General features: G+C 29.5%; 21 protein-coding genes and 1 riboswitch. Of the genes, 13 read left to right on the forward strand and 8 right to left on the reverse strand.

All coding sequences use genetic code 11. The annotated features are described in order from the left end of the window. Nucleotides 1-32: 32 nt before the first annotated feature. Nucleotides 33-677: a DUF4290 domain-containing protein gene (locus Q0958_RS05720; RefSeq protein WP_299120846.1), complete on the forward strand. Its 645-nt coding sequence runs from the start codon at nucleotides 33-35 to the stop codon at nucleotides 675-677. After that, complete coding sequence (gene murA, locus Q0958_RS05725) at nucleotides 678-1,991, forward strand: UDP-N-acetylglucosamine 1-carboxyvinyltransferase (RefSeq protein WP_299120849.1); 1,314 nt, start codon at nucleotides 678-680, stop codon at nucleotides 1,989-1,991. Between the two features lie 79 nt (nucleotides 1,992-2,070). Here murA and Q0958_RS05730 read toward each other — a convergent pair whose 3' ends face one another. Then, nucleotides 2,071-2,577 carry a hypothetical protein gene (locus tag Q0958_RS05730; RefSeq protein WP_299120851.1) on the reverse strand — a complete coding sequence of 169 codons (507 nt, stop codon included), beginning with the start codon at nucleotides 2,575-2,577 and terminating at the stop codon, nucleotides 2,071-2,073. Nucleotides 2,578-2,770: 193 nt separating this feature from the next. Here Q0958_RS05730 and Q0958_RS05735 point away from each other — a divergent pair, with 193 nt between their 5' ends. From Q0958_RS05735 to Q0958_RS05745, 3 genes are all read left to right on the forward strand, one after another. Beyond that, nucleotides 2,771-5,218: a M1 family metallopeptidase gene (locus Q0958_RS05735; RefSeq protein WP_299120853.1), complete on the forward strand. Its 2,448-nt coding sequence runs from the start codon at nucleotides 2,771-2,773 to the stop codon at nucleotides 5,216-5,218. An 82-nt stretch (nucleotides 5,219-5,300) separates the two neighbouring features. Further along, entirely contained in the window at nucleotides 5,301-6,497 is a 1,197-nt protein-coding gene (locus tag Q0958_RS05740) for a hypothetical protein (protein WP_299120855.1), read from the forward strand. 61 nt (nucleotides 6,498-6,558) lie between these two features. Continuing rightward, nucleotides 6,559-7,167 carry an alpha-ketoglutarate-dependent dioxygenase AlkB gene (locus Q0958_RS05745; RefSeq protein ID WP_299120856.1) on the forward strand — a complete coding sequence of 203 codons (609 nt, stop codon included), beginning with the start codon at nucleotides 6,559-6,561 and terminating at the stop codon, nucleotides 7,165-7,167. Here Q0958_RS05745 and Q0958_RS05750 read toward each other — a convergent pair whose 3' ends face one another. Genes Q0958_RS05750 through Q0958_RS05770 form a run of 5 tightly spaced genes read right to left on the reverse strand, consistent with a single transcriptional unit; the run spans nucleotide 7,168 to nucleotide 11,129 of the window. Then, nucleotides 7,168-8,286, reverse strand: a complete 1,119-nt coding sequence (locus Q0958_RS05750; protein ID WP_299120859.1) for an ABC transporter substrate-binding protein — start codon at nucleotides 8,284-8,286, stop codon at nucleotides 7,168-7,170. A gap of 5 nt (nucleotides 8,287-8,291) precedes the next feature. Next, nucleotides 8,292-8,819 (reverse strand): alpha-ribazole phosphatase, encoded by a 528-nt coding sequence (gene cobC, locus Q0958_RS05755; protein WP_299120861.1) that lies wholly within the window; start codon nucleotides 8,817-8,819, stop codon nucleotides 8,292-8,294. Continuing rightward, nucleotides 8,804-9,571 (reverse strand): adenosylcobinamide-GDP ribazoletransferase, encoded by a 768-nt coding sequence (locus tag Q0958_RS05760; protein ID WP_299120863.1) that lies wholly within the window; start codon nucleotides 9,569-9,571, stop codon nucleotides 8,804-8,806. The genes cobC and Q0958_RS05760 overlap by 16 nt, the downstream gene beginning before the upstream one ends. Before the next feature lie 7 nt (nucleotides 9,572-9,578). Continuing rightward, entirely contained in the window at nucleotides 9,579-10,619 is a 1,041-nt protein-coding gene (cobT, locus tag Q0958_RS05765) for a nicotinate-nucleotide--dimethylbenzimidazole phosphoribosyltransferase (protein WP_299120865.1), read from the reverse strand. A gap of 6 nt (nucleotides 10,620-10,625) precedes the next feature. Next, a complete protein-coding gene (locus tag Q0958_RS05770; RefSeq protein ID WP_299120867.1) occupies nucleotides 10,626-11,129 on the reverse strand; it encodes a bifunctional adenosylcobinamide kinase/adenosylcobinamide-phosphate guanylyltransferase in 504 nt (167 codons plus the stop codon). A gap of 100 nt (nucleotides 11,130-11,229) precedes the next feature. On the opposite strand from Q0958_RS05770, the gene Q0958_RS05775 reads away from it, so the two are divergent. Continuing rightward, nucleotides 11,230-12,168 carry an ABC transporter substrate-binding protein gene (locus tag Q0958_RS05775; RefSeq protein ID WP_299120869.1) on the forward strand — a complete coding sequence of 313 codons (939 nt, stop codon included), beginning with the start codon at nucleotides 11,230-11,232 and terminating at the stop codon, nucleotides 12,166-12,168. Between the two features lie 9 nt (nucleotides 12,169-12,177). Continuing rightward, nucleotides 12,178-12,371, forward strand: a riboswitch (cobalamin riboswitch). 81 nt (nucleotides 12,372-12,452) lie between these two features. Further along, nucleotides 12,453-14,351: a TonB-dependent receptor gene (locus tag Q0958_RS05780; RefSeq protein WP_299120872.1), complete on the forward strand. Its 1,899-nt coding sequence runs from the start codon at nucleotides 12,453-12,455 to the stop codon at nucleotides 14,349-14,351. A 50-nt stretch (nucleotides 14,352-14,401) separates the two neighbouring features. On the opposite strand, the gene Q0958_RS05785 is transcribed toward Q0958_RS05780, so the two are convergent. After that, on the reverse strand, nucleotides 14,402-14,818 hold the full coding sequence (locus tag Q0958_RS05785; protein ID WP_299120875.1) for a thiol-disulfide oxidoreductase DCC family protein: 417 nt from the start codon (nucleotides 14,816-14,818) through the stop codon (nucleotides 14,402-14,404). A 160-nt stretch (nucleotides 14,819-14,978) separates the two neighbouring features. Between Q0958_RS05785 and Q0958_RS05790 the strand changes: the two genes are divergently transcribed. From Q0958_RS05790 to Q0958_RS05805, 4 genes are read left to right on the forward strand one after another with little or no spacing between them, the layout of a single operon-like run. Further along, entirely contained in the window at nucleotides 14,979-15,686 is a 708-nt protein-coding gene (locus Q0958_RS05790) for an ABC transporter ATP-binding protein (RefSeq protein WP_299120878.1), read from the forward strand. 2 nt (nucleotides 15,687-15,688) lie between these two features. Continuing rightward, nucleotides 15,689-16,918, forward strand: a complete 1,230-nt coding sequence (locus Q0958_RS05795) for an ABC transporter permease (RefSeq protein ID WP_299120896.1) — start codon at nucleotides 15,689-15,691, stop codon at nucleotides 16,916-16,918. 2 nt (nucleotides 16,919-16,920) lie between these two features. Further along, the gene (locus Q0958_RS05800) at nucleotides 16,921-18,138 is read left to right on the forward strand and encodes an ABC transporter permease (protein ID WP_299120898.1); all 1,218 of its coding nucleotides are present in this window, start codon (nucleotides 16,921-16,923) and stop codon (nucleotides 18,136-18,138) included. 37 nt (nucleotides 18,139-18,175) lie between these two features. Next, on the forward strand, nucleotides 18,176-19,303 hold the full coding sequence (locus Q0958_RS05805; protein WP_299120900.1) for an efflux RND transporter periplasmic adaptor subunit: 1,128 nt from the start codon (nucleotides 18,176-18,178) through the stop codon (nucleotides 19,301-19,303). A 70-nt stretch (nucleotides 19,304-19,373) separates the two neighbouring features. Here Q0958_RS05805 and gcvT read toward each other — a convergent pair whose 3' ends face one another. Then, nucleotides 19,374-20,456 carry a glycine cleavage system aminomethyltransferase GcvT gene (gene gcvT, locus Q0958_RS05810; RefSeq protein WP_299120902.1) on the reverse strand — a complete coding sequence of 361 codons (1,083 nt, stop codon included), beginning with the start codon at nucleotides 20,454-20,456 and terminating at the stop codon, nucleotides 19,374-19,376. A gap of 163 nt (nucleotides 20,457-20,619) precedes the next feature. Here gcvT and Q0958_RS05815 point away from each other — a divergent pair, with 163 nt between their 5' ends. Continuing rightward, nucleotides 20,620-22,242: an aminopeptidase P family protein gene (locus Q0958_RS05815; RefSeq protein WP_299120905.1), complete on the forward strand. Its 1,623-nt coding sequence runs from the start codon at nucleotides 20,620-20,622 to the stop codon at nucleotides 22,240-22,242. Next, entirely contained in the window at nucleotides 22,242-22,787 is a 546-nt protein-coding gene (locus Q0958_RS05820) for a TlpA disulfide reductase family protein (RefSeq protein ID WP_299120908.1), read from the forward strand. The genes Q0958_RS05815 and Q0958_RS05820 overlap by 1 nt, the downstream gene beginning before the upstream one ends. Nucleotides 22,788-22,802 lie beyond the last annotated feature (15 nt).

A 22,802-nucleotide genomic window follows, 5' to 3' on the forward strand; every position in this document is an offset into this window, starting at 1 on the left:
TTACCTATTTTGCGTATATAAATAAAGAGAAAATGACGTTTGATTTAGAATATAATTCGGAAAGGGATAATTTAATAATTCCCGAATACGGAAGACATATACAGAAATTAGTAGATCATTGTGTAGCTTTAGAAACAAAAGAAGAAAGAAACACAATGGCTAAAGCTATTATAGATGTAATGGGGAATTTACAACCTCATTTACGTGATGTTCCAGATTTTAAACACAAATTATGGGATCAGCTTCATATTATTGCCGATTTTAAATTGGATGTAGATTCGTCTTATGAAACACCATCAAAAGAAGAATTAACAGAAAAGCCAGCAAAATTAGCATATCCAAAATCAGCTTCAAGATATCGTTATTATGGAAATAACATTCAAACCATGATAGACATTGCATTAACATGGGAAGAAGGAGATAAAAGAGAAGCTTTAGTGTTTACAATAGCAAACCATATGAAAAAATGCTATTTAAACTGGAACAAAGACACGGTTGAAGATGCCGTTATTTTTAAGCATTTATATGATTTATCTGGTAAAAAAATAGACTTAAGAGATTCGGAAGAAGTATTATCAGAGAGTAAAAACTTGCTTAGAAAAAGAAACAATCAAGGACAGAACAAAGGGCATCAAAAAGGAAAATCTAACTACAGTAATAAATATAGAAAAAAGTAAATGGCATCATTTAAAATTGAAGGAGGTCACAAATTAAACGGAGTAATTACACCTCAGGGAGCGAAAAATGAAGCATTACAAATTATATGCGCAGTCTTATTAACTTCAGAAAAAGTAATCATTAATAATATTCCTGATATTATTGATGTAAATAAGTTAATTTTTATCTTAGGAGAGTTAGGTGTTAAAATTGAAAAATTAGGACCAAACTCATACAGTTTTCAAGCAGACGATATTAATTTAGGATACTTAGAGTCAGCTGAATTTAAGAGAGATGGAAGTTCGTTAAGAGGGTCAATTATGATAGTTGGACCATTATTAGCGCGTTTTGGAAAAGGATATATTCCACGTCCAGGAGGAGATAAAATTGGTCGTAGAAGATTAGATACACACTTCGAAGGGTTTATAAATTTAGGAGCAAAATTCCGTTATAATAAAGAAGAATATTTCTACGGAGTAGAAACAGAAACAGGATTAGTAGGAACAGATATGTTACTTGATGAGGCATCTGTAACAGGGACAGCAAATATTGTTATGGCAGCAGTATTAGCTAAAGGAACTACTACAATTTATAATGCAGCCTGCGAACCATATATTCAACAATTATCAAAAATGTTGAACTCAATGGGAGCGAAAATTTCAGGAGTTGGATCTAACTTATTAACTATTGAAGGAGTAGAGTCTTTAGGAGGTTGTGAGCATAGAGTACTACCTGATATGATTGAAATAGGGAGTTGGGTTGGTATGGCAGCTATGACACGATCTGAATTAACTATTAAAGATGTTAGTTGGAAGGATTTGGGTCAAATACCAAGTGTATTTAGAAAATTAGGAATCAATTTAGAAAAAAGAGGTGACGATATTTTCATCCCAGAGCAAGAGAGTTATGAAATTCAAAACTATATAGATGGATCTGTATTAACAGTTTCTGATGCACCTTGGCCAGGATTTACTCCAGATTTATTAAGTATCGTATTAGTGGTAGCTACTCAAGCAAAAGGAACAGTTTTGATACATCAAAAAATGTTTGAAAGTCGCTTATTTTTTGTAGATAAATTAATTGATATGGGAGCTAAAGTAATTTTATGTGATCCTCATAGAGCTACTGTTATTGGACATAACTTCGAATCGCAATTAAAAGCAACTAAGATGACTTCACCTGATATTAGAGCTGGTATTTCATTGTTAATAGCAGCATTATCAGCAAAAGGAACTAGTATTATTAATAATATTGAGCAAATAGATAGAGGGTACGAAAATATTGAAGCTCGTTTAAAATCTATTGGAGCTAGAATAGAAAGAATTGAAGATTAGTTTATTTTAATCAGGCAAAAATACATTTAGAGTTAAAAAAAATCGTGTCTACTAGACACGATTTTTTTATTGGCTTTTTTTAATGATGATCGTGATCGTTATGCTTTGATTTTTCTTCAGACATCATTTTATGATCTTCTTTTTTTATAGTGTTGTGCTCTCTTACTATTTTTTTATGATCTTCAATCATTTTCTTCTGCTCATCTTGGATTTTTTTATGATCCTTCATCATTTGTTCCAAAGAAATTTTACCCGTCATGTGATTTTCCTCAAGAGCTTTATGCTCATTAATTAACCTTGTATGATTACTTATTAATACATCATGAGATTTTAAAATGCTAGCATGTGCTTTTTCGTTTTCTAAATGCAACGAATCATTTATTATATCTTTATGAGAATTCATCATATGAGAATGGTCATGACTCATGTGATTATGTGTTTTTTCCATTTCCTCATGTATTTTAAGCATTCTTTTATATTCAACAATAAATGCTTTATGTTCATCAGAATCGGATGGGTTTTGTTTACAGGATAAGGTTGTTAAAATAAATAAAAACAAAAATGTTTTTTCTAAGATTGATTTCATAAGGGGTAAAATTAGAGCTACAAGATAAAAAAATAAGCTTGTATAATATTGATAATAAAAGAATATTGAAGAATTTGTCTTCGTATTAAACTAAAAATAGGATGATAAAATTTTTGATAATTTTCTTTTTAACGGCTCATTAACAAGCCTACCAATAGATTTTCCTATTTTTGAAAAACAAAGAAAAGAATTTATGAAGTTTCAAAAACCCTTTACATTATTAATTATCTTTTTTACTATAACACTATTTTCACAAACAAGTGATATATACAGAGGAGAAAAAGATAAAGTCCATGACTTGATTCATACCAAATTAAAAGTAGATTTTAATTTTGAAAATAAAGAGTTAAACGGGGAAGAATGGGTGACTTTAAAACCTCATTTTTATGAAACTTCAAAAGTAACATTAGATGCGAAAGCAATGCTTATTCATAAGGTATCTATGAATAACAAACCACTAGAATATAATTATGATAATTTTGAGCTAATTATTGATTTGCCTCGTACATATAAAAGAGATGAACAGTTTACAATTTATATAAAGTATACAGCACGTCCGGAAAAAGTTAAGCAAAAAGGAAGTGCAGCAATAACTTCTGCAAAAGGATTGTATTTCATAAATCCAACAGGATTAGATAAAAATAAGCCTACTCAAATTTGGACACAAGGAGAAACTGAGGCGAGTAGTTGCTGGTTTCCAACAATAGATGCACCAAATCAAAAAACATCACAAGAAATTTATATAACAGTACCTAATAAGTTTGTTACGCTTTCAAATGGAAAATTAGAAAAGCAAACTAATAATGCTAATGGTACTAGAACAGACTATTGGAACTTTACTCAAAAACACGCACCATATTTATTTTTTATGGGAATTGGAGAATATGAAATAGTAAAAGATACTTATAAAAATATTCCAGTTGATTATTATGTAGAAAAAAAATATGCTCCATATGCAAAAGAGATTTTTGGAAATACACCAGAAATGCTTGCTTTTTTCTCTAAAATAACTGGAATAGAATATCCTTGGAATAAGTATGCTCAGATAGTTGGACGCGATTATGTTAGTGGAGCAATGGAGAATACTACAGCTGTTATTCATGGAGAAAAGGCTTATCAAGTACCAGGTCAGTTAATTGACGATAACGTACAAGAAAACACAATAGCACATGAAGCGTTTCATCATTGGTTTGGAGATTTGGTAACAGCAGAAAGTTGGAGTAACCTAACAGTAAATGAGAGTTTTGCTAACTACAGTGAATACTTATGGAGAGAGTATAAATATGGAAAAGAAGATGCAGATTCACATTTGTTTGAAGATACAGAAGCTTATAAAAATGGTCAGAATTTCGACAAACATTTAGTACGTTTTAACTATGATGACAAAGAAGATATGTTTGATGCTGTTAGTTATAACAAAGGAGGAGCTATTTTACATATGTTACGAAAATACTTAGGAGACGAAGCTTTTTATGCAGGTTTAAATAAATATTTAACAACAAATAAGTATGGAGCAGCAGAAGCTCATCAATTACGTTTAGCATTTGAAGAAGTTACAGGGAAAGATTTAAACTGGTTTTTTAACCAATGGTATTTTAATAGTGGACATCCAAAGTTAGAAATATCATATGATTATAATAAATTAAGAAAAACAGTAACAGTTAATATTATTCAAAATCAAGCAAATGAATTTAAATTTCCTTTTGCAATAGATATTTTTGAAGGAAATAAACGTACACGTCATAATGTATTTGTAGAAGGAAAAGATGCATCGTTTACTTTTCCTTTTGTAAAGCACCCAGATTTAATTCAGGTAAATGCAGATGGAGTTTTACTATGTGATGTAATTGAAAATAAAGTTTTAAGTGATTATATACATCAACTAAAACATGCAGAAAATTATATACATAAAAGAGAAGCTTTATTAGAAGTAGCAAAAAAGCAAGATGATAAAAAAGCTTTTAATGCAATAGCTAATGCTATGAGTGATGATTTTTATAAAATAAGAATTTTAGCATTAGAAAATATAAACTTAATTAATAAATATACTAAAAAGAGGGTTATTGATAAGATTAAGCAAATAGCAATGAATGACCCGAAAACATTAGTACAAGCGGCAGCTATTGAAACCTTAGGGAAGTTAACAGACCCAGAATTGAAGCCAGTTTTTGAAAAAGGTTTAAAAAGCAAATCATATTCTGTTTTAGGAAAGTCGTTAGTTGGAATGTATTATATAGACAAAGCCTTAGCTATTCAAAAATCTAAAACATTACCTATAGAGGTAAAGAAAATTATAGCAACTCCATTAACTAGAATTTATTTAGAAGAGAATGATGATGAGGAATTAACATTTATTGCTGGTAATGTAATGTCGGGTATGTTTTTAAGTCAGAATAAAAAAATACAGAAATTATACAAGAAAGCATTCGATAAAATAGCAAAAAGCAATAAAACGGAAGCGATTCAGAATTTAGCAGACGATATAGTAGCAAAAGGATTACAGTACAAGCAATATAATTTTGATAAAGTAGGTGTAAATTTACTACGTCAAATAGCTCAAAAGCAAAAGAAAGAAAAGTTAAGCAATCAAGAAAAAAACATTGCAATCGTAAGAATTGCTATGGCAAAATTACTAGAGTAAAAAGTAAAAAAATAGAATTTAAATAAAAAAGAATCCTTAGTTTTGGCACAATAGTTGTCTTTCCTATCGAAACTTAAATTTTATGAACAAAACTACTTTACTACTACTATTTTCAGCCTTAATTATACTTTCATGTAGCAGTGTAAAAACTACAGAAAAAGCAATTAATTCTGGTGATTATGAAAAAGCAATTTCATTATCTATAAAAAACTTAGCAAGAAATAAGTATAAGAAAAAGAATCAGCCTTATGTTATCATGCTTAAGAATGCTTTTAATAAAGCAGTAGATAGAGATGTATCTAAAATAGAATTTTTAGAAAAGGAGAATAATCCAGAAAATTTGGAAGCTATTTATACTTTATATCAGCGATTAAATAATAGACAAGAGCGAATCAAACCATTACTGCCTTTAAAAGATGTAATATCAGGTAATAATGTGAGTTTTAGAATTGTAAATTATGATGATCAAATTATAACTTCAAAAGAAAATTATTCAAACTTTTTATATCAAAAAGCTAAAGATTTGCTAGTAAATGGAAGTTATAACAAAATGAATTATAGAAGAGCTTTTGATGAGTTTCAATACTTAGATAAAATCAATCCAAACTATAAAAACACGAGGAATTTAATAGAGGAAGCACATGCGAAAGGAACTGATTTTGTTTTCTTATCGGTACATAATGAAACAAGACAAATTATTCCTAGAAGATTAGAAAATGATTTATTAGCAATTGATACTTATGGGTTAAATGATTTATGGACAGTATACCATTCAAAAAGAGACTCAAGAGTAAAATATGACTTTGATTTAGAATTAAACCTAAGAAATATCGATGTTTCTCCTGAACAAATTAGAGAAAAAGAAATTGTTAAAGAAAGACGAATCAAAGACGGTTTTAAATATTTAAAAAACGATCAAGGAGCGTTTGTAAAAGATAGTTTAGGAAATAAAATTAAAGTAGATAAATATAGAAAAGTAAGATGTCACTTATATAAATTTACTCAGTTTAAAAGTAGTAAAGTGAGTGGTGTTGTTAAATATATAGACAATGCAAATAATCAATTAGTAGAAAGATTTCCTATTCAAAGTGAATTTGTTTTTGAACATGTTTATGCAGATTATGATGGAGACAAAAGAGCTTTAGATGATACGTTTTTAGGATTAATTAAAGTTAGAGCAGTACGTTTTCCTTCAAATGAACAAATGGTTTATGATACAGGAAGGGATTTGAAGCAAAGACTTAAAGCCATTGTAACACGTAATAAGTTCAGACATTAAAATAAGAATTAAATACTATTAAACTCTCGCATTAAGCGGGAGTTTTTTATTTTTATACTCTATGGACTTATTTTCTCAATTTACCAATTCACCTATTAATCTACTTCCTAAAGACGGAACAGTAAACTACCATGGTATTGTTTTAAGTAGGGAAGAGGCTGATAAATATTATGATGTTCTTTTAAATTCTATAGCTTGGAAAAATGATGAAGCTATTGTTTTCGGAAAATTAATAACTACAAAACGAAAAGTAGCTTGGTATGCAGAAAAACCATTTGAATATTCGTATTCAAATAGAACCAAAACAGCACTTATTTTCAATGAAGAATTATTAGCGTTAAAAGAATTGGTTGAAAAAGAAACTAAAGAAACCTATAATTCATGCTTACTGAATTTATATCATGATGGTTCTGAAGGAATGGCTTGGCATTCGGATGGAGAAAAAGATTTAAAGAAAAATGGAGCAATAGCATCGTTAACTTTAGGAGCAGAGCGTAAGTTTGGGTTTAAACACAAAGAAACTAAAGAAACAGTTTATAAAGTCTTAGAGCATGGTTCTTTGCTGGTGATGAAAGATGAAACACAAACACATTGGTTACATAGATTACCACCAACAAAAAAAGTACATAGGCCCAGAATAAATTTAACCTTTAGAACAATAGAGAAATAATTACTTCAATTGATCAAAAAAAGTTAGTTTATAATCAGGTAATAATTTTGGATTGGTAATTTTTATAAAATCTTTTAAAACTAAATCAGGTCTAACAGGAGCCAATTCAAAGTATAAAAAACCACCAGTTTTTCCTCTTTTACTTCCAATAGTATAAACATTCCCATTATTTAAAGCATCAAATTCTTTATAATGATTATTTGCACTTACTAATTGTTCTTTGGTTTCAAATAAACCACAACCTATCCAGTAATCGGCATGTTTACCTTTATCTAAAATACTTTCAAAACTCAATTGTAAACTACCAGTACCTTTAGTGCCTTTCCATAAATAATTTAAATTAGCATCTTTTAAATAAGTTGCCATAAAACTTTCTCCTGCAGGAACATTCCATACATTTTTAAACATACTTCCAGATAAAACTGTAGGTTGTTTGCCTTTATTGTTTTTAGCTATTCCTTTAGCCTCTAAATAATTTTGCTCAATAGTTTTAAAGATACTATCAGCTTCTTTTTCTTTATTAAGTAAAGCACCAAAAAATTTAATCCATTCAGCTCTCCCTAAAGGAGTTTCTTCTAGCCAATCTCCATTAAAAATAACAGGTATTCCTGTTTTTTTTATATTCTCATATAATTTATTATTAGGATGTAATGAGAAAGCAATAACTAATTCAGGATGTAATTCCATTAACTTTTCAGTATTCATATTTTGCTCAGAACCTAGCTCAACAATTTTACCTTCTTCAATTCGCTTTCTAGTTTTTTCTGAAGAAATATATTTTGTGTGAGGAAAGCCTATTAACTTTTCTTCACTACTTAACAGCTCTAACATAGGTACATGAGTAGTACTTGTAACAACGAACCTTTCAATAGGAGTTTTTATTTCATTTTTAGAAATATTAGTACTATTACTAAGAGTATAAACAAATTGCTTTTTTGAGTTTTGAAATACTCTTTTAAATACTAGTTTTTTTTGCCCATCTTGTGTGATAATATCAAAACCTTTGGCGTATTTGATAGGGCTAATAATTGTTTCTGATTTAGAAATTTCTTTATTCTCTGATTTCTTACATTGAAGAAATAAAAAAGAAATGACGATAAGTAAAGTATTATATTTCATTTTAATTATAATGTGAATTTTATAATGTGACCGTAATTTAATTTTAAATCGAAAGATTTATCTAAAGGAGTTTTATTTATATAAGCCGATAAACTTCTTATAACACCAGCATGTGTTACAATAACAATTCGTTCTTTATTTAGTAATAATATTTCATTTAAAAAATTAACTGTTCTTGTATGTAAATCAAGATATGATTCTCCATTTGTAGCAGGAATGTTAACAAAATCATTCATCCAAATATCAAGCTCTTCTTTGTTAATATCGTTCCATTTTTTTAATTCCCAATCACCAAAATCAAGTTCTTTTAAACGATCGTCAAAGTTAATTGTATTACTTAATTCTTTAGCTAATAGCTTACAACGTTTCAGTGGACTGGAAAAAAAGAGTGTATCAGAGTCATTTGAATTAATTTCTTTTAGAATAGGTTGAATTTCTTTACCAAATGTCTTAGCTACAGGAATATCTGCTTGTCCATAACAAACTCCTTTTTCTATATCTGGCGTTGTATGACGAATTAAAATAATTTCCATATGACTAATAATGATAAATAAAAAACTACTTCTGAAACTTGCTGTAAAGCACCTGCACAATCTCCTGTTTGACCACCAATCCATTTTTTAAAAAAATGCCCCATGTATAAATAAATGATTATTAATGGAATTAGTACACCAAAGATTTTAAAGTTTTCAAAAAATAAAAGCGGTAAAAGACCAAAAAAACCAGAAATGATAATTGATTTAGTACTCATTTTCTGAGTTGTAGGTTTTACTTTAGAACTATCAATATCTCTAACATATTCATGAGTATATAATAACACTGTAGCTATAAATCTACTGATAGTATGTCCAGCAATTATAATTAAAGGAATATTTTTTGAGCTTATGCTAAGTTCATATAAACTTACTGTTTTTAATGAAAGTATAGAGACCAAACCAACAACTCCAAAAGTACCTAACCTAGAATCTTTCATTATTGTTAGAATTTTTTCTTTAGTCCAGCCTCCACCAAAACCATCACAAACATCAGCAAAACCATCTTCATGAAAAGCTCCTGTGGCCCAGATTGAAGCAACAATGCTAAGTATAATAGAAATAGCTGGATTGAAAATATGAGAAGCGCCATAATATATAGCTGCAGAAATAGCTCCAATAAGTGTCCCTACTAAAGAAAAATATCGACTACTTTTATTTAAAATTTCTGGCGAGTGATCAACCCATTTAGGACAAGGAATTCTCGTGAAAAATAACACAGCAGTTAAAAAATAGTGAACTTGTTTTTTCATAATAAATTTAAGCTTCTGAAACATTAGCACTCTTAAAAGTGGCCATCTCATTTAAAAAACTAATAGCAGATTTAACAATAGGAAAAGCAATTGCAGCACCTGTTCCTTCACCTAAACGTAATCCAATATTTAGTAAAGGTTTTACATTTAAAAAATCGAGCATTTTTTCATGTCCTTGTTCACCTGACGTATGGCAAAATATACAATAATCTAATACGTTTTTATCGATAGCTTTTGCTGCTAGTAATGCTGAAGTAACAATAAAACCATCAATTAGAATGGTCATTTTTAAAGATGCAGCTTCTAAAATAGCACCACACATCATTACAATTTCAAAACCACCAAAAGAAGATAAGGCGTCAATTGGAGATTGTATTTGATTGATATGTAAATTAAATACTTTACGAAGAATTTCTGCCTTTTTAATTACACCTTCATCATTTAAACCTGTTCCTTTACCAACACACTTTTCAATTGGAATAGTAGTGAAATAACTCATTAAAAGAGAAGCAGCTGAAGTATTACCTATTCCCATTTCACCAAAGCCAATAACATTGGTACCGTTCTTAAATATTTCTTGAATAATTTGTTTTCCTTTTTCTAATGCTAATAAGCATTCTTCAGTACTCATTGCTTTTTCTACACTATAGTCTTTAGTTCCTTTTGAAATTTTAGCATCTATTAGATTAGGAGAAGTCTCAAAATTAGCATTTACACCTGCATCTACTATTTTTAGCTCTATGTTGTTTTGGTTACAAAAAGTATTAATAGCAGCTCCATTGTTTAAAAAGTTATGTACCATTTGTTGCGTAACTTCTTGCGGATATGGAGTAACTGAACTAGAATTTACAATACCATGATCACCAGCAAAAACAACTATTGAAGGCTTTGATAGGGTAGGAGAAACAGTATTTTGAATTAATCCTATTTGTAAGGCAATATTTTCTAATACCCCTAAAGAGCCTATAGGTTTTGTTTTAAAATCAATTTTTTCTTGTAATTGTCCTTTAATATTTTCTGATAAAGGAGTTATGTTAGTAGTATACATTGGTAGTTATTTTAAAGTTAAAGGCAAACCAGATACCATGAATGTGGCTTTATCTGCTTTTTTTGCTATATATTGATTTACCCAACCTTGTAGTTCTGTAAATTTTCTTCCAGATTCAGAATTAGCATGTAATCCCATACCAATTTCATTAGAAATAATAATAATTTTTGCATCTATTTCTGCCAAAGCATCAATTTCCTCCTTAGCTAATTTTAATGCTTGTTCAATATCATATTTAGTATCTACAAAAAAGTTGGTAAGCCATAAAGTAACACAATCAATAACTACAGTCATTTCTTTAGTAATTTTTGTACTGATTAGTTTTTCTTCTTCAATAGTAGTCCAACGTTCATCTCTATCTGAAACATGCCTGTCTACTCGTTTTTTAAAATCATCATCCCAAATTCTAGAAGTAGCCAAATAATATGGAGTATTTGATAATGATTCAGCTAATTGTTGAGCATAACTACTTTTCCCTGAGCGTTCGCCTCCTGTTATGTAATAAATCATGTTGAAGAAATAAATTGTAAGCAAATATTGGAAAGATTTTTTAGAAAAAGAAAATTATAAATGATAACTGTGTATTTTTGCGAACCAAATTTGAATATCTATGAAAGTATCTTCTTTTATGCCAGCTGTAACTCAAATGATTTATGATATGGGGTTACACGATTATTTAGAGGGCATTACATTTGAGTGTCCAGCAATTGCTTTACAAGAAAAGAAGGTTGCTGTGAGGTACAAATTAGAAGGTAAAACATTAACAAGTAAAGAAATTACTGCTATTTTTTCAAAGACTAAAGCCGAAGGAGGTACTTTATATTATGTAGATGAACCAGTTTTAGAGAGTATAGCACCAGATATTATTTTTACGCAAGATGTATGTGATGTTTGTCAAATAGATACCGAATCGGTAGCAAAATCAGCATATAAATTAAAAAAGACTCCAGAGTTAATTTCTATAACACCAAATTCTTTAGAAGATGTATTTGATAATGCGCTTACTATAGCTAGAGCTATGAATAAAGAAGAAGTCGGAGTTAATTATGTAAATAAACTAAGAGAGCGAATTTATAATATTGTAGATGTTCAAAGAGCTAACAGAATTCAATCTAAAAGTGTAATGTTGCTCGAATGGATAGATCCATTATTTAATTGTGGACATTGGATTCCTCATCAAATAGGTTATGCAGGAGGAATAGATTTATTATCACATCCTTCTGGAGATAGTATTGTTATTTCATGGGATAAAATTGTAAAATATGACCCAGAAGTATTGGTAATAGCTCCGTGTGGTTATGGAATTGAAAGAACGTTAGAAGATATGACGTTTTTAGAAGAAAAACCAGAATGGAAAACTTTAAAGGCTGTTAAAAATGGAGAAGTTTATATAGCAGACTTTGCTATGTTTACACAATCATCAGCTGGTACTTTAGTAGATGGAATAGAATGTTTGGCATCAATGATACATCCTAAATATTACAATATTTCCGATAATCTAAAAAGAAAATTCTCAAAATATAATGATTTAATTGGAGATAATTTATAATAAAGTTATAAATTTGCCCCGATTTTTGGTTTTTCTCTATTTTCAATAGAGAAAATTAAAAGGGAATTCAGTTAAAATCTGAAGCTGTTCCCGCAACTGTAAGCTATAAAGCTTGTAACTAAAACTTTTTGCCACTGTTTATTAACGGGAAGGTAAGTTACAAGACGCAAGCCAGGAGACCTGCCAAGAAAAATATGTAAGACTTTCGGGATAAAAGTTAGCGTACTTAAAACTTTTTTGTACAAAAATTTAACCTGATTAATTGTAAAATTAAATCATTATCAATGAAAAAACAATTACTAATTGTTGGTGCGGTAGCATTATCTTTTGCTAGCACAAAATCTTTTGCTCAAGAGCAAGAAAAATCAGAAATTTTAGATGAAGTGGTAATCACAGATTCAAGGTTTAAATTAAAAAAGGAAAATTCGGGGAAAGTTGTTCATAAGATAACAGCAGAAACTATTAAGAAAAATCAAGGGAGAAATTTAGTTGATTTAATTAATACTGTAGCAGGTATTGAAGTTAATGGTAATACAAGTTCTAATGGACAAAATTTAGGACTCTTTATTAGAGGAGGGAAAACAAAAGAAGTTGTAGTATTAATTGATGGAATTCAAGTTTCAAATCCAGCAGGAGTTTCAGGAGGTTACGATTTAAGATTGTTAGACTTAAACGAAGTAGAATCTGTAGAAATTATTAAGGGAGCAGCAAGTACATTATATGGTACAGGTGCAACTACAGCTGTAATTAATATTAAATTGAAAGAAGCCAAAAGTGGTCATGTTAATACAGATTTAGCTTTGCTTTTGGGAACAAATAATACACAGAAATCAGAAAATGGAACTATTGTCCAAACAAATGCTAATGTAAACGGTAAAATTAATAAATTTAATTATTTAGTTGGTTTTTCATCATTACAAGCAAATGGATTTTCAGCAGCAAAATCAGAAAATGCAAACCAAAACTTTAATCCTGATGCTTTTCAAAGAGTTGGAACTAATTTAAAATTAGGTTATAGATTTAATAACAAATTTAAAATTAACGCTTTTGGTAGTTACAGTGAGTTTGATAATAACTATGATGCAGGCGCATTTACAGATGCAAATAACTTTTCAGAAGACGTAAGTTATAGAGTTGGTATAGCTCCTGAATATAAATATGAAAATGGAAGTATTCATTTAAACGCTGCTTATAGTAAATATAAAAGTGATAGAACGGCAACATCATCTCCAGGTAGAAGCTATGGAGAGAACTATATCATTGATGCATATGTAAAGCATAAATTTGATAAATTATACTTAGTTGGAGGTATTAACTATCAAGATAATAGTATTGAAACTTATGCAACACCTTTTGGGAAAACTGAAATTGTTAAAACGGTATATAATGAAAAACCAATAGCTAGATTAATAGACCCATATGTAAACGCAGTATATGTATCTGATTTTGGATTAAACATAAACGCTGGTGTTAGATTAAATAACCACAATAAATATGGAAATCACTTTGTATACAATGCAAACCCATCTTATACTATAAAACAAGACAATGGATATGTTAAGTTCTTAGGATCATATAGCACTGCATTTTTAGCACCATCAGTTCAAGAATTATATGCATCATGGGGAAATATTGATTTGAAGCCTCAAGAAAGTACTACTTATGAAGGAGGAGTAGAATATAAATATAATTCGCTTGTATTAAATGCAGTTTATTTTAACAGAGATGTGAAAAATATTATAGCATTTAATTCAACAGCTTTTAAAATGGATAATTTTGGAGATACTACTATTAAAGGTTTAGAGTTTACTGCAAATTACTCTGTAACTAAGGATTTACAATTAAATGCTAATTATGCTTATACTAAAAATGATGATTTAGCAGTTAGAGTTCCAAAGCATAAAATTAATGCTGGTGTAAACTATACTTATAAAGCAACAAACCTAGGGTTAAACTACCAATTTGTAAGTGATAGAGATGATACAGATTTTAGATCTTTTCCAGGAGTTAATAGAGTTTTAGAATCATATTCTCTTTTAGATTTTTCAGCTAATCATAAATTAAATAATAATATTAGATTAATGTTTAATGTATCTAATATTTTGAATGAAGATTATCAAGAAGTTTTCGGATTCTCAACAAGAGGTAGAAACTTTAAATTTGGATTAGGATTCAATTTCTAATAAAAAGACAAATACTTAAAATGAAAAACGCACTTAAAAGTGCGTTTTTTTTATTCTAAAAATTTTTCTCGAATTTCTTTAGTAGGAATCATGCATTCTTCTTTTTTACCAAACCATTTATATCTATTCTTAGCAATATAATCGTACACCAAATTGCGTAAACCTTCAGGAAATACCATTAAAAAACTTGCAATTTGCCAAAAACCACCAAATTCAGCCATAACTTTTAAAGCTGCAGTCGATTTTATATAATAGGCATTACTTGGTTCATAAAGTATTATAGAATCAATTTTTGAAGTATCAATACCTAAATAATTTGTGATTTTTTTACCAACTTCAGATTGTAATGACGCAAAAACAAATTGATTTTTTTTATCATAATTAATGGTTTTTAGCACAGCATTATTACAAAAGTTACAAATGCCATCAAATAAAATTATCTTCTTATTTTTAGGTAAATCAATCATTTATGTGAAATAAAGTTGGGTTAATTTATAAATAATTTTAAAATATTGTAACATTAATCAAAATTAAGCGTCTAGTAGAAAAGTAAATAAGGATTTAACATTTTATTATCAATAAAAAGATGAATCAGTATTTATTTTAGTAAAAAAATAAACTAACGCAATGATTCGAATAGAAAACTTACACAAATCTTATCCTATAGGGAAAGACTCACTTCACGTTTTAAAGGGATTAGATTTACACATTAAGGAAGGAGAATTTGTATCAATTATGGGATCTTCAGGATCTGGAAAATCTACCTTATTAAATATTGTAGGATTATTAGATACGCATGATGAAGGAAATTATTATTTAAATGGTCAATTAATTGAAAATTTAAATGAAAAGAAAGCAGCAGTTTTACGTAATAAATTTTTAGGATTTGTATTCCAATCATTTAATTTAATTTCATACAAAACAGCTTTAGAAAACGTAGCATTGCCTCTTTATTATAAGGGTGTAGGAAGAAAAGAACGTTCAGAAAAAGCATTAGAATATTTAGAGAAAGTTGGTTTAAAAGAATGGGCAAACCATTTACCAAATGAGCTTTCAGGAGGACAAAAACAGCGTGTGGCTATTGCAAGAGCTTTGGTAACAAAACCAAAAGTAGTATTAGCAGATGAGCCAACAGGAGCCTTAGATTCTACTACAACAGATTCTGTAATGGATTTGTTAAAAGAGATTAATGATGAAGGTATGACCGTTTTTGTAATTACACACGAGGAAGAAGTAGCTGAACAAACTAATAGAATTGTTCGACTAAAAGACGGTGTTATTATAAGTGATGAGTATACATCTAATGAAAAATCTAAAAAGGCTAAAGCAGTTTAATTATGTTTGATTTAGATCGTTGGAGAGAAATATTCCAAAGTATTAGTAAAAATAAGTTGCGTTCTGCCTTATCTGGATTTACTGTAGCTTTTGCTATTTTACTTTTTACGTTACTTTTTGGAATAGGTAATGGACTTCAAAATACATTTAAAAATGAGTTTGCAAAAGATGCAATTAACTCAATCTATATTTGGTCAAATAGAACAACAAAAGCTTATAAAGGAAATCAAGTAGGGAGAAGGATTCAATTTAAAGATGATGATTTTGAGTTTCTGAAAGAAAAATACGGGGATAAGATTCAAATGATTAGCCCCAGATTACAGAGAAATGCAAAAGTTGTTTACAAAACAGAAGAAGATAATTACACTATTAGAGGAGTTTATCCAAAATATGATTTATTAGAATCTGCTGAAGTAACTGAAGGACGTTTTCTAAATATTAGAGATTTAAAAGAAAAGTCTAAAGTAGCGGTAATAGGTCGAATGGTTGAAAAAGATTTATTTGGTCAAGTTAGTGCTTATGGGAAACAATTAAACATTGGTGGAATTATTTATAAAATAATAGGTGTTTTTTCAGACCCAGGAGGTGATAGTGATGAACGTTACATTTACATACCTTTTACTACCATGCAACAAATCTATGGTAACAATGACCATATTGATGAGTTTGGTATGACTTATAATCCTGAGTTAAGCATTGAAGAAGCAATAGCTTTTAGTAATGACATGCGTAGGGAATTAAAAAAGAAGCATGAAATAGCACCATTAGATCAAAGAGGAATAAGGATACGTAATTATGCCTCAGATAACAAGCAAGTTTCGAATATGATGGTAGGACTTGGTATACTAATTTTAATTATTGGTTTCGGAACATTAATTGCCGGAGTTGTTGGAATTAGTAATATAATGGTATATATAGTAAAAGAAAGAACAAAAGAGCTAGGAATTAGAAAAGCTATTGGTGCTACACCAAGATCAATTGTATTAATGATTATGTTAGAAGCAATTTTAATTACAGCAATATCTGGATATTTAGGTTTAACATTAGGTGTAGGAATATTAAAAGCAGTAGGACCTAGTTTAAAACAATATTTTATATTAAATCCAGGTGTTTCAACTCCTGTTGTTGTTGGAGCCACAATAACATTAATTATAGCAGGAATGATAGCGGGGTATTTACCAGCAAAAAGAGCGGCAAAAATTAAACCAATAGTAGCTTTAAGAGCAGATTAATTATGAAATTTTTATTTGACAAAGATACTTGGCAAGAGATTTACGGAAGTATTCGTAAAAACAAAACAAGAACTGCAATTACAATTTTTGGAGCATTCTGGGGAATACTATTATTAGTAGGGTTATTAGGAGCAGCTAAAGGAATTGAAAATGGTTTTAACAGCATGTTTGGTGATTTTGCAACCAATAGTGTTTTTATGGCTGGTGGGCGAACATCAAAACCATTTAAAGGTTTCCAAGAAGGTAGACAAATAACGTTAACAACTAGCGATGTAGATAAAATTAGAAATGAAGTAAATGGAGTAGAGTTTGTTGTTCCTAGAAACGTTACCGGAGGTTTAGTAGTAAATGGTTTAAAAACGGCAAACCTTACAATTTTTGGAGATTATCCGTTATTAGATAAAATTCAAAAGAAAAATCTTACAGAAGGAAGGTTTATAAATCAAAATGATATTGATGAGAATAAAAAGGTTTGTGTTATAAGTACAGAAGTATACAAACAATTATTCGATAGAAAAGAAGAGGCTTTAGGAACTTATATAAAAATTAATGATATTGGATATAAAGTTATTGGTATATATAAACCAGGTAGGTTTGAAGGACCTAATAATATCCATATCCCTTTTAGTACCTTTAAATTAGTTTATAACAGAGGAAATAAATTCCAATGGATGGTAGTAACAGGAAAACCAGAGTTTAATATAGAGCAAGTAGAATCTGATGTAAAAGTATTACTTAGAAGTATTCATAAGATTCATCCTGAAGATAATAGAGCCTTTAATGGATTTAATTTAGGAAAAGAAATAGCCAAAGTAACAGGTTTTTTAACAGGGATGCAGTTTTTAACATGGTTTGTTGGAATAGCAACCTTAATAGCAGGAGTATTTGCCATAGGTAACATTCTTTTAATTACAGTAAAAGAACGTACAAAAGAAATTGGAATTAGAAGAGCTTTAGGTGCAACACCAGCTAAAATTAGACAACAAATTATATTAGAGTCAGTATTTTTAACATTATTAGCAGGCTCATTAGGAATTATAGCCGGAGGAGGAGTATTGATGATTATAGATAAATTGGATTTACTAACCAATCCAACTGTTGATATCCCTATAGTTTTAATAGCATATACAGTATTAATAGTGTTAGGAACATTAATTGGATTTATACCAGCCTATATGGCTACCATAATTCAACCAATAGAAGCATTAAGAGAAGAGTAACAATAAAATCGATTAACAAGAATATAAATAAATACAAATGAAAAAAATAATCATTTTTGGCGGAATAGCGTTAGCATTAGTAGTAGTGTTAATATGGTTTGGGAAAAAGAATAGCGCATCCCCAATTGAATATGAAACAGAAAAAGCATTCAAAGCTACAATTGTAAAAAAGAGTGTTGCTACAGGAAAAGTAATTCCTTTAGAAGAAGTTGAAATAAAACCTCAAATTACAGGAATCGTAGATAAAATTCTTGTAGAAGAAGGAGCTATTGTAAAAACTGGAGATTTAATAGCAACAGTTAGAGTAGTACCAAATGTAGCTTCTTTAAATAGAGCAAATGGTAGTGTTAAAAATGCAAAATTATCATTTAACAATGCTAAAGTTCAATTTGATAGAAATAAAAAATTATTTGATAGAGGAGTAATCTCTCGTCAAGCTTTTGAAAATTCAGAATTGAATTATAATAATGCCAAACAAGCATTATCAAATGCACAATCTGATATGGATATCATTAGAAAAGGAACAACATCTGGATTAGGAAATGCAGCTAATACTAGTATTAGAGCAACAACATCTGGTATGATTGTAGAAATTCCGGTAAAAAAAGGATATCAAGTTACACAAACAAATGATTTTAACGCAGGAACTACAATTGCTCGTATTGCTGATATGACGAAAATGATTTTCGAAGGAAAAGTAGATGAATCAGAAGTAGGAAAACTAATCAAAGGAACTAATATTGATGTTGCTATTGGAGCAATAGAGGATAAAAAGTTTCCAGCGGTATTAAATTTCATTGCACCTAAAGGAACAGATGAGGGAGGAGCAGTTCAATTTAAAATTAAAGCAGACGTATCTTTAGATGATAAATATTTTATTAGAGCAGGGTATAGTGCAAATGCTGAAATTGTTTTAGCAAAAAAGGATAGTGTTTTATCTATAAAAGAAGCATTATTACAATTTGATAGAAAAACAGAAAAACCTTATGTAGAAATTAAGGTAGGAGATCAGAAATTTGAAAGAAAAGACCTTAAATTAGGATTGTCTGATGGAGTAAATGTTGAAATCTTAGAAGGAGTAACTAATGCAGATGAAATTAAAATCTGGAATAAAATTTCTAAAAAGGATAAGAACAACAATAATGATGACGATGATGATTTCTAGAAATAACTCTAGATTGTATTTATAAAAAAAGCAGCTCATTGAGCTGCTTTTTTTATTATTTAGGTTAAAATTATCCTTTATAAAAAGGCAATTTAACAACCTTAGCTGGTATTTGCTTTTTACGCACTTGTATGAAGATTTCAGAATCAACTTTTGATAATTCCTTAGGAACATAACCTAAACCAATTCCTTTACCTAAAGAAGGACTCATTGTTCCAGAAGTAACTCTTCCTATTTTGTTTCCTTCAGCATCTACAATGTCATAATCATGACGAGGAATACCACGTTCAGTTAATTCAAAAGCAACTAGTTTTCTAGTAACTCCAGCTTCTTTTTGAGCTTTTAAAGCTTCAGCATTTACAAAGTCTTTAGTAAACTTAGTAATCCATCCTAAACCAGCTTCAAGAGGAGAAGTAGTATCATCAATATCATTACCATATAAACAGTATCCCATTTCTAAACGTAAAGTATCACGAGCAGCTAAACCAATAGGCTTAATTCCCCAATCGGCACCAGCTTCAAAAACCTTATTCCATACAGCTTCTACATCTTCGTTCTTAACGTAAATTTCAAATCCACCAGAACCTGTATATCCAGTAGCAGATACAATAACATTAGGTAAACCAGCAAAATCAGTAATTTCAAAAGTATAAAACTTAATAGCAGATAAATCTACAGAAGTTAACGATTGCATTGCCTCAGCGGCCTTAGGTCCCTGAATTGCTAATAAAGACCAATCATCAGAACGGTCTTCCATTTCAACATTTAAATCGTTATGCTGAGAAATCCAATTCCAATCTTTTTCAATATTGGAAGCATTTACAACTAACATATATTCGTTTTCGCTAATCATGTAAATGATTAAATCATCAACAATTCCACCATCAGCGTTAGGCATACAACTATACTGCGCTTTACCAGGTACTAATTTTGAAGCATCATTAGATGATATTTTTTGAATTAAAGCCAAAGCATTTTCTCCTTTTAAGAAAAACTCACCCATGTGACTTACATCAAAAACACCAACACCTTTTCTTACAGTTTCGTGTTCAATATTTACACCTTCATATTGTACAGGCATGTTATAACCAGCGAAAGGAACTAGTTTTGCTCCTAAGCCTTCATGAATATGTGTTAAAGCAGTATTTTTCATTTTAAAATTGTTTGTTTTAAAGTATCGCTAAAGTATTGAAAAATTGAGAAACAAATAGTCAGATTTTGTTTAATATTTCAATGAATTATTACCTAAATATATGTTAATATTTCCTTATTATAAATGAAAGAATCTTACATTTGAGTGTAATAAAACCAAAAAAATGTTAAAGAAAATTCTATTTGTTTGTTTATTAGGAACTCTTAATGCTGTAATAGCTCAAACTCCGATTGATTATTTACCAGCAGATTTTCATAAAAGTAGAAGAGAAATACTACGTTCTAAAATGCCTAAAAACTCTGTAGCAGTAGTATTTGCTAATCCAATTAGAAATAGAGCAAATGATGTTGATTATGTTTTTCATCAAGATCCAAATTTTTATTATTTAACGGGATATCGCGAGCCTAATGCAGTTTTAGTATTGTTTTCAGAAAACCAAACGGATGTTAAAGGCAAGACTTATAATGAAGTTTTATACGTACAAAAGAATAATCCTAGAGCAGAAATGTGGAATGGTAAACGATTGGGAATAGAAGGCGCTAAAAAAGAATTAGGTTTTAAGGTTGCTAAAAATGCTGAAGATTTTATTTCAGATAAATTAAATTTTAAAAAGTTTGATAAGATTTTTATAGAAAAATTTAAAGACGATTATAGAAACTCAGAAAGAAATAAAGCTGAAATATATGACCTTGTTAATGAGTTTAAAAATAAATCGGGATATAGTGCATCATCACTTTTATCAAAAGAAAAGAGGTATGTGTATGAGTTAATAAAATCTACACCTATAGAAAATAGTGCTAATGTTGCTCAAGTAATAGGAAAAGCAATTACATACTACCCAAGTTTTAAGAATGATGAATTATTAATGGGGTATAAAAATGCTACAAACAACAAGCTTAAAAAAGAATTTCAAGAGAAAGCAGCTGTAAAGCTTAATTTGAAATCTAATGTTGATATTCAGTTTTTACCAACTCGATTTGCAGAAATGAGAGAAGTAAAGACACCAGAAGAAATGAAGTTGTTAACCAAAGCAATTCGTATTTCGGCAATAGGACAAATTGAAATGATGAAAGCTATGAAACCTGAAATGTCTGAAACAGAGATTCAAGGAATTCATGAGTTTGTATATAAAAAGTACGGAGCAGAATACGAAGGATATCCATCAATAGTTGGAGCAGGGAACAATGGATGTATTTTACATTATATAGAGAATAATAAAACTAGAGTAAACGACGAGTTAGTATTAATGGATTTAGGAGCTGAATATAGAGGTTATACTGCCGATGTAACTAGAACTATTCCTGCTAATGGTAAATTTTCTCCTGAACAAAAAGCAATTTATAATATTGTTTTAAAAGCTCAAGATGCTGGTATAGCAGTTTCTAAAGTTGGAAACCAATTTTGGCAACCAGGTCAAGAAGCAAAACAAGTTATTAATCAAGGTTTATTAGATTTAGGAATTATCAATTCATTAGATGAGAAACATATGTATTTTCCTCACGGTACATCGCATCATATTGGATTAGATGTACATGACCCTGGAACTTATGGAAAGTTTCAAGAGAATATGGTTATTACTGTAGAACCAGGTATTTATATACCAGAAGGAAGTAAGTGTGATAAGAAATGGTGGGGGATTGCTGTTCGTATTGAGGATGATATTTTGATAACTAAAAATGGTCCTGTGAACTTATCAGAAGAAGCTCCGAGAACTGTAAAAGCAATTGAAAAAATGATGGCAAAGAAAAGTGTGTTGAACGATTTTGTGTTGCCAAATTTAGATTAATGAAGTTTACCAAAAAATCAATTTCAAATATTGTATTTGTTATCATTATTGGATTACTAATATATCCACCTACTAAGGTGTATTTTATTAGGTTAATATCTTTTTCTCCATCTACTATCAAAGTAGAAAAAAGAGAGCAATTAAAAACATACAATTGGAATTTAAAAGGCTTAAATACTGAAAGCATAGATTTTAATAAGGTAAAAAATAAAGTAGTTTTTGTTAGTTTTTGGGCTACTTGGTGCCCTCCTTGTAGGGCAGAAATGCCAAGTATTCAGAAGTTATACAATGATTATAAAGATAAAGTTGAATTTATTTTTGTGAGTAGCGAAGATTGGAATACTATCTCTGATTTTTATAAGAAAAACAATTACAAATTACCTACGTATAGACCTTTAAGTAAAAGGCCAGTAGAGTTTAATAGTCAAACAATACCAGCCACGTTTATTGTAGATAAAAAAGGAGCTATAGCCATGATGAAAAAAGGACCAGCAGATTGGAATAGTACAAAAGTTAGAGAATTATTAGATAAATTGACTGAGTAAAACTATTACTTTTGC

It is taken from the genome of uncultured Tenacibaculum sp., assembly GCF_947499065.1.
GTDB lineage: Bacteria > Bacteroidota > Bacteroidia > Flavobacteriales > Flavobacteriaceae > Polaribacter.

What these genes read in the sequence shown, in the direction of transcription:
- Q0958_RS05720 (WP_299120846.1), top strand. Translation starts at nt 33, where the DNA reads ATGACGTTTGATTTAGAATATAATTCGGAAAGGGATAATTTAATAATT.
- murA (WP_299120849.1), top strand. Translation starts at nt 678, where the DNA reads ATGGCATCATTTAAAATTGAAGGAGGTCACAAATTAAACGGAGTAATT.
- Q0958_RS05730 (WP_299120851.1), bottom strand. Translation starts at nt 2,577, where the DNA reads ATGAAATCAATCTTAGAAAAAACATTTTTGTTTTTATTTATTTTAACA.
- Q0958_RS05735 (WP_299120853.1), top strand. Translation starts at nt 2,771, where the DNA reads ATGAAGTTTCAAAAACCCTTTACATTATTAATTATCTTTTTTACTATA.
- Q0958_RS05740 (WP_299120855.1), top strand. Translation starts at nt 5,301, where the DNA reads ATGAACAAAACTACTTTACTACTACTATTTTCAGCCTTAATTATACTT.
- Q0958_RS05745 (WP_299120856.1), top strand. Translation starts at nt 6,559, where the DNA reads ATGGACTTATTTTCTCAATTTACCAATTCACCTATTAATCTACTTCCT.
- Q0958_RS05750 (WP_299120859.1), bottom strand. Translation starts at nt 8,286, where the DNA reads ATGAAATATAATACTTTACTTATCGTCATTTCTTTTTTATTTCTTCAA.
- cobC (WP_299120861.1), bottom strand. Translation starts at nt 8,819, where the DNA reads ATGGAAATTATTTTAATTCGTCATACAACGCCAGATATAGAAAAAGGA.
- Q0958_RS05760 (WP_299120863.1), bottom strand. Translation starts at nt 9,571, where the DNA reads ATGAAAAAACAAGTTCACTATTTTTTAACTGCTGTGTTATTTTTCACG.
- cobT (WP_299120865.1), bottom strand. Translation starts at nt 10,619, where the DNA reads ATGTATACTACTAACATAACTCCTTTATCAGAAAATATTAAAGGACAA.
- Q0958_RS05770 (WP_299120867.1), bottom strand. Translation starts at nt 11,129, where the DNA reads ATGATTTATTACATAACAGGAGGCGAACGCTCAGGGAAAAGTAGTTAT.
- Q0958_RS05775 (WP_299120869.1), top strand. Translation starts at nt 11,230, where the DNA reads ATGAAAGTATCTTCTTTTATGCCAGCTGTAACTCAAATGATTTATGAT.
- Q0958_RS05780 (WP_299120872.1), top strand. Translation starts at nt 12,453, where the DNA reads ATGAAAAAACAATTACTAATTGTTGGTGCGGTAGCATTATCTTTTGCT.
- Q0958_RS05785 (WP_299120875.1), bottom strand. Translation starts at nt 14,818, where the DNA reads ATGATTGATTTACCTAAAAATAAGAAGATAATTTTATTTGATGGCATT.
- Q0958_RS05790 (WP_299120878.1), top strand. Translation starts at nt 14,979, where the DNA reads ATGATTCGAATAGAAAACTTACACAAATCTTATCCTATAGGGAAAGAC.
- Q0958_RS05795 (WP_299120896.1), top strand. Translation starts at nt 15,689, where the DNA reads ATGTTTGATTTAGATCGTTGGAGAGAAATATTCCAAAGTATTAGTAAA.
- Q0958_RS05800 (WP_299120898.1), top strand. Translation starts at nt 16,921, where the DNA reads ATGAAATTTTTATTTGACAAAGATACTTGGCAAGAGATTTACGGAAGT.
- Q0958_RS05805 (WP_299120900.1), top strand. Translation starts at nt 18,176, where the DNA reads ATGAAAAAAATAATCATTTTTGGCGGAATAGCGTTAGCATTAGTAGTA.
- gcvT (WP_299120902.1), bottom strand. Translation starts at nt 20,456, where the DNA reads ATGAAAAATACTGCTTTAACACATATTCATGAAGGCTTAGGAGCAAAA.
- Q0958_RS05815 (WP_299120905.1), top strand. Translation starts at nt 20,620, where the DNA reads ATGTTAAAGAAAATTCTATTTGTTTGTTTATTAGGAACTCTTAATGCT.
- Q0958_RS05820 (WP_299120908.1), top strand. Translation starts at nt 22,242, where the DNA reads ATGAAGTTTACCAAAAAATCAATTTCAAATATTGTATTTGTTATCATT.